Origin of the sequence: Psychrobacter sp. A3 (assembly GCF_028823565.1) — a bacterium.
Taxonomy (GTDB): domain Bacteria; phylum Pseudomonadota; class Gammaproteobacteria; order Pseudomonadales; family Moraxellaceae; genus Psychrobacter; species Psychrobacter celer.
The window spans coordinates 1-4,275 of record NZ_JAPEHS010000130.1 but is presented as its reverse complement, the minus strand read 5'-3'; the positions used below and the strand labels follow the sequence as shown (position 1 = coordinate 4,275).

Sequence of the window (4,275 nt, the reverse complement as noted above, 5' to 3'; positions counted from 1 at the left end):
GGAACAATTTTAGCGATCAGCAGTGCCTATTTGCGAATGTTCAACACGCCCTAAACTTATCCTATAGTGCCTAACAAATCTAGATAAGACAGCAACTTATACAATAGTTCCACTAACAATGGATCTGTCTGCCATCTCATTAGCCATATTTAATGCTTGATACAGACTGGTAGCACTGGCACCGCCGCTCCCTGCTAAGTCTAACGCCGTGCCATGATCCACTGACGTGCGTATATAAGGCAGACCCAAGGTAAGATTGACTGTATCGCCAAATCCATGCGATTTGAGCACTGGTAGGCCTTGATCGTGATACATGGCGATGACTGCATCGCAGTTTGCTAAGTGTCTGGGGGTAAACAGCGTATCCGCTGGCATCGCCTCAGAGATATTGACCCCAGCAGCGATAAACTCACGCAATACGGGATTGATAATCTCCATCTCCTCCACTCCCAAATGTCCGCCCTCACCTGCGTGTGGGTTTAGACCGCAGACCAATATATGTGGCTGCATCAGACCAAATTTTTCTTGCATATCATCGATGACGATTTGTACCGTTTGCCGTACATTATTAGCGGTGATGGCAGCAGGGATATCCTTTAAGGCCAAATGCGTGGTGACAAGCGCTACTTTCATGGCTTGATTGGCGAGCATCATCACCACTTTATCGCAGCCGCTTTGCTGCATAAAAAACTCAGTATGACCGCTGAACATGGTGCCATCTGGCAATCTGATATCGGCATCGATCAGTGCTGACTTTTGTAATGGTCCGGTGATAATGGCCGCGATGGCTTTGTAGGTGGCCAATTGATGGGCAATCTCTAACTGCTGGGCGACCATGGTCGAATTGCGCGTATTAATTTGTCCACAAACGACGGATTGAGCACAAGGTGTATTTAATAAAATAAACGCATGGCCATCATGAGTATTCATATGCGTTTGCTGTGGCATCTGCTCTAAGAAATTATCAGCTGCTATGTCTAAATCGACAGTTTGCCAGCGCGGACAGCTTCGTAGTACGCCCGCTGCCAGCAACATATCAGCACGCTTTTGCAGCGCGGTATGATCGGCAGTGACCCATATAGGACGCGCAAAGTCTTGTAGCTTACCCTCAGCTGCCAGCATCAGCACGATATCCATACCGATACCAGCAGGTTCACCGGTGGTGATTAATAGCGGCAATTTTTTTTGCATAGTCAAAACCATCCTACATTTACATTAACACTTTAATTTAATTATATTTTTTATTAGAAAAATCAGATTTCCTCGTTAAGTCTAATCTTAAACATTCTCGCTCATCAAAGACGGTGTTTTTACAGATAATTATTTATAACGTCCGAAAAAAGGGCAGAATGTGTTAAACTTTCGCCTTTCATTGTAGCATTTACTAGCAAGCATTGAGACCACGTTTGGTACCTCTAGCATAACCGTGCGTCGGCTTTGTTTTGCTGCACTATTACTAAAATAAAAACCTTACCACATACCCATCCATACCTTTTTTATAGCATATTTATACCGACTCTTGACACATTAGGCACTCATGGCAGACAACGACAAATCCGACGACTTACTCAATCAGACACCGCCGCATAATATCGATATCGAAAAGGCGCTACTGGCCTCTTTGATGAGTATTGAAGAGGCGTACGACAAGATTGCCGATATCGTCACCAAAGACGACTTTTATGCGGGTCGACATCAATACATTTTTGATGCGATTGCCCATTTATCTGCCGTTGGCGAGCCTTATGACACTGTGATGGTCCATGACTGGCTAGAGGCACAAAAACTCCTAAAAAGTGCAGGCGGCGACAGCTATTTGGCAGATATCTTGAGTCAAAGCCCAGCGACCTTATTTAACCTCACCGCCTATGCGCAGCGCGTGCGTGAGCTCTCCACCTTACGCCAGCTAATTACCACTGGTAACGATATGCTGGCACTGGCATATAATCCAAAAGACCAAACGGTCAGTGATATTTTAGACAATGTCGAGAGTAAGATATTTAGCATCAATGAGCAGCATAATAAACGCGCCGAGCAGCGTGGGCCTGTCGGTATTACCTCAGTGCTGACCAATGTCATCGACCAAATTCAAGAGCTAAAATCCAACCCCGATGGCATGATTGGCTTACAAACACCCTTTGCAGAGTTGAACAATAAAACGCAAGGCTTGCAATCTGGCGACTTAATCATCGTCGCCGCCCGTCCATCTATGGGTAAAACCACCTTTGCCATGAACTTAGCAGAAGGTGTATTGTTTAATGAAGACCTGCCAGTGGTGGTGTTTTCTATGGAGATGCCCGCTGAGTCTATCGTCATGCGTCTGCTATCCTCTTGGGGGGCGATCAACCAAACGCACCTGCGCTCAGGCCAGATGAATGAAGACGAATGGGCGAAAATGATGAACGCCATTCAGCATCTACAATCCAAGCATCTGTACATCGATGACAGTACGGCGCTACCGCCCTCTGAGATGCGCTCACGCTGCCGGCGCATCGCCAAAAACCATGATGGCAAGCTAGGCGCTATCGTGGTCGATTATTTACAGCTGATGAAAGTCCCTAGCCTTGATGGTAACCGTGTGGGAGAAATCTCTGAGATCTCTCGTAGTCTAAAGGCGCTCGCACGTGAGCTTCAGTGTCCGGTCATCGCCTTATCACAGCTTAACCGTAGTCTGGAAAACCGCCCAAACAAACGCCCTATTATGTCGGATTTGCGTGAATCAGGGGCAATTGAGCAGGATGCCGATTTGATTATGTTCATCTATCGTGATGAGGTTTATAATGAAAACTCAGACCTCAAAGGCGTGGCCGAAATCATCATTGGTAAACAGCGTAACGGACCCATTGGCACCGTACGTTTGGGCTTTGAAGGCCAGTTTACCCGCTTTATCAACCTAACGCCTGAGTACTATCAAGGTGTCAGTTTTGAAAACGATGAATAACCCCAAACGCTCACGATTGAGCATTGAATAAGACCCAAACAAATCATCACAAACCCTAGCCAGTGCGATATCAGCGTCATTGATATCGCACTGGCTTTATTGCTTCACCCTCTTTTTATCAGGCGTCAGCCATTGTCGCCCAGTATGGCGAATACCTTGATACCCAGCTGCATTGAGATCATAATTATCCCATGAAAACGCTCAAACTACGCATCAAAGACAAACATGCTGCTCAGCTTAATATCTTGGCTGGGGCGGTCAACTTTGTTTGGAATTACGTTAATGAGCTTAGTTTTAAACATCTTAAGCGTACAGGCAAGTTTTTTTCAGCTTATGACTTGGCCGCTTATACCAAAGGCAGTGGCGAGTATTTAAACTTGCACAGCCAAACCCTACAAGCCATCTCTGAAACCCATGCTAAATCCCGTAAACAGTTTAAAAAAGCCAAACTCAACTGGCGCACCAATAACCCAAAAGCCAAGAGAAGAAGCTTGGGCTGGATTCCTTTTAAAAAGACAGCCGTAAAACACCTATCAACTCGTCAATCAGGCAAGAAAAGCCTTAAATCTACTATTCAGCTAAGCCTCGCTAAGGGTAAAAAGCTCACAATAGACCTATGGGATAGCTATAATCTCTCGCTCTACAACATCAACACCTGTGAGCTGGTACAAGATGCACGAGGCAGATGGTATGCCTGTATCACCGTTAAAGAATTTCCAAAGATTAAGTGCGGTACTGGCCAAGTCGGTATTGACCTAGGCTGCAAAGATTCAGCAGTCAGTAGTAATGGCGATGCTCTAACCACTAAGCTAACCCATCAATACGCAGAAAAACTGGCCATCGCCCAACGTGCTAAAAACAAAAAGCGGGTCAAAGCCATTCACGCCAAGATCAAAAATACCCGTCAAGATCTGATCCATAAATTCACATCAAAGCTTGTTAAAGCCAACAGCCTAATCGTTGTTGGTAAAATCAAATCAACATCATTCACTTCATCCAAACTGGCCAAATCCGTCTATGATGCTGGTTGGTTTGAGATTAAGCGGCAACTGGACTACAAATGCGCGAACGCAGGTTGCCACTATATCGAAGTCAATGAAGCGTACAGCACCCAAACCTGCTCGTGTTGCGGCTCCCGCCAAGACAGTCCGAAAGGTAGAACAGGGCTTGGTATAAGAGTATGGTTTTGTCGTTCTTGTAAAACGACCCATAACAGAGATGTTAATGGAGCAAAAAACATTCTCGCGGTCGGGCTTGGCCGTCTTTAGTAGGAATCCCCTCACTTTAGGGAGGGGAGGAAGTCAATCGATGTATTTGCTCATAAAATAAGTTGA

3 protein-coding genes are annotated in these 4,275 nt (G+C 45.6%); 2 read left to right on the top strand and 1 reads right to left on the bottom strand.

The annotated features are described in order from the left end of the window. Positions 1-96: 96 nt before the first annotated feature. Positions 97-1,191, bottom strand: coding sequence for a 4-hydroxythreonine-4-phosphate dehydrogenase PdxA (pdxA, locus tag NK638_RS11955; RefSeq protein ID WP_274633183.1), 1,095 nt, complete (start codon positions 1,189-1,191; stop codon positions 97-99). A 346-nt stretch (positions 1,192-1,537) separates the two neighbouring features. Here pdxA and dnaB point away from each other — a divergent pair, with 346 nt between their 5' ends. Together dnaB and NK638_RS11945 are read left to right on the top strand one after the other, a co-directional pair. Further along, on the top strand, positions 1,538-2,941 hold the full coding sequence (gene dnaB, locus NK638_RS11950) for a replicative DNA helicase (RefSeq protein WP_274633182.1): 1,404 nt from the start codon (positions 1,538-1,540) through the stop codon (positions 2,939-2,941). Positions 2,942-3,132: 191 nt separating this feature from the next. Continuing rightward, the gene (locus tag NK638_RS11945; protein WP_274633181.1) at positions 3,133-4,209 is read left to right on the top strand and encodes an RNA-guided endonuclease InsQ/TnpB family protein; all 1,077 of its coding nucleotides are present in this window, start codon (positions 3,133-3,135) and stop codon (positions 4,207-4,209) included. Positions 4,210-4,275: the final 66 nt, after the last annotated feature.

Coding starts and splice junctions, on each gene's coding strand:
- dnaB (WP_274633182.1), top strand. CDS start 1,538: ATGGCAGACAACGACAAATCCGACGACTTACTCAATCAGACACCGCCG.
- pdxA (WP_274633183.1), bottom strand. CDS start 1,191: ATGCAAAAAAAATTGCCGCTATTAATCACCACCGGTGAACCTGCTGGT.
- NK638_RS11945 (WP_274633181.1), top strand. CDS start 3,133: ATGAAAACGCTCAAACTACGCATCAAAGACAAACATGCTGCTCAGCTT.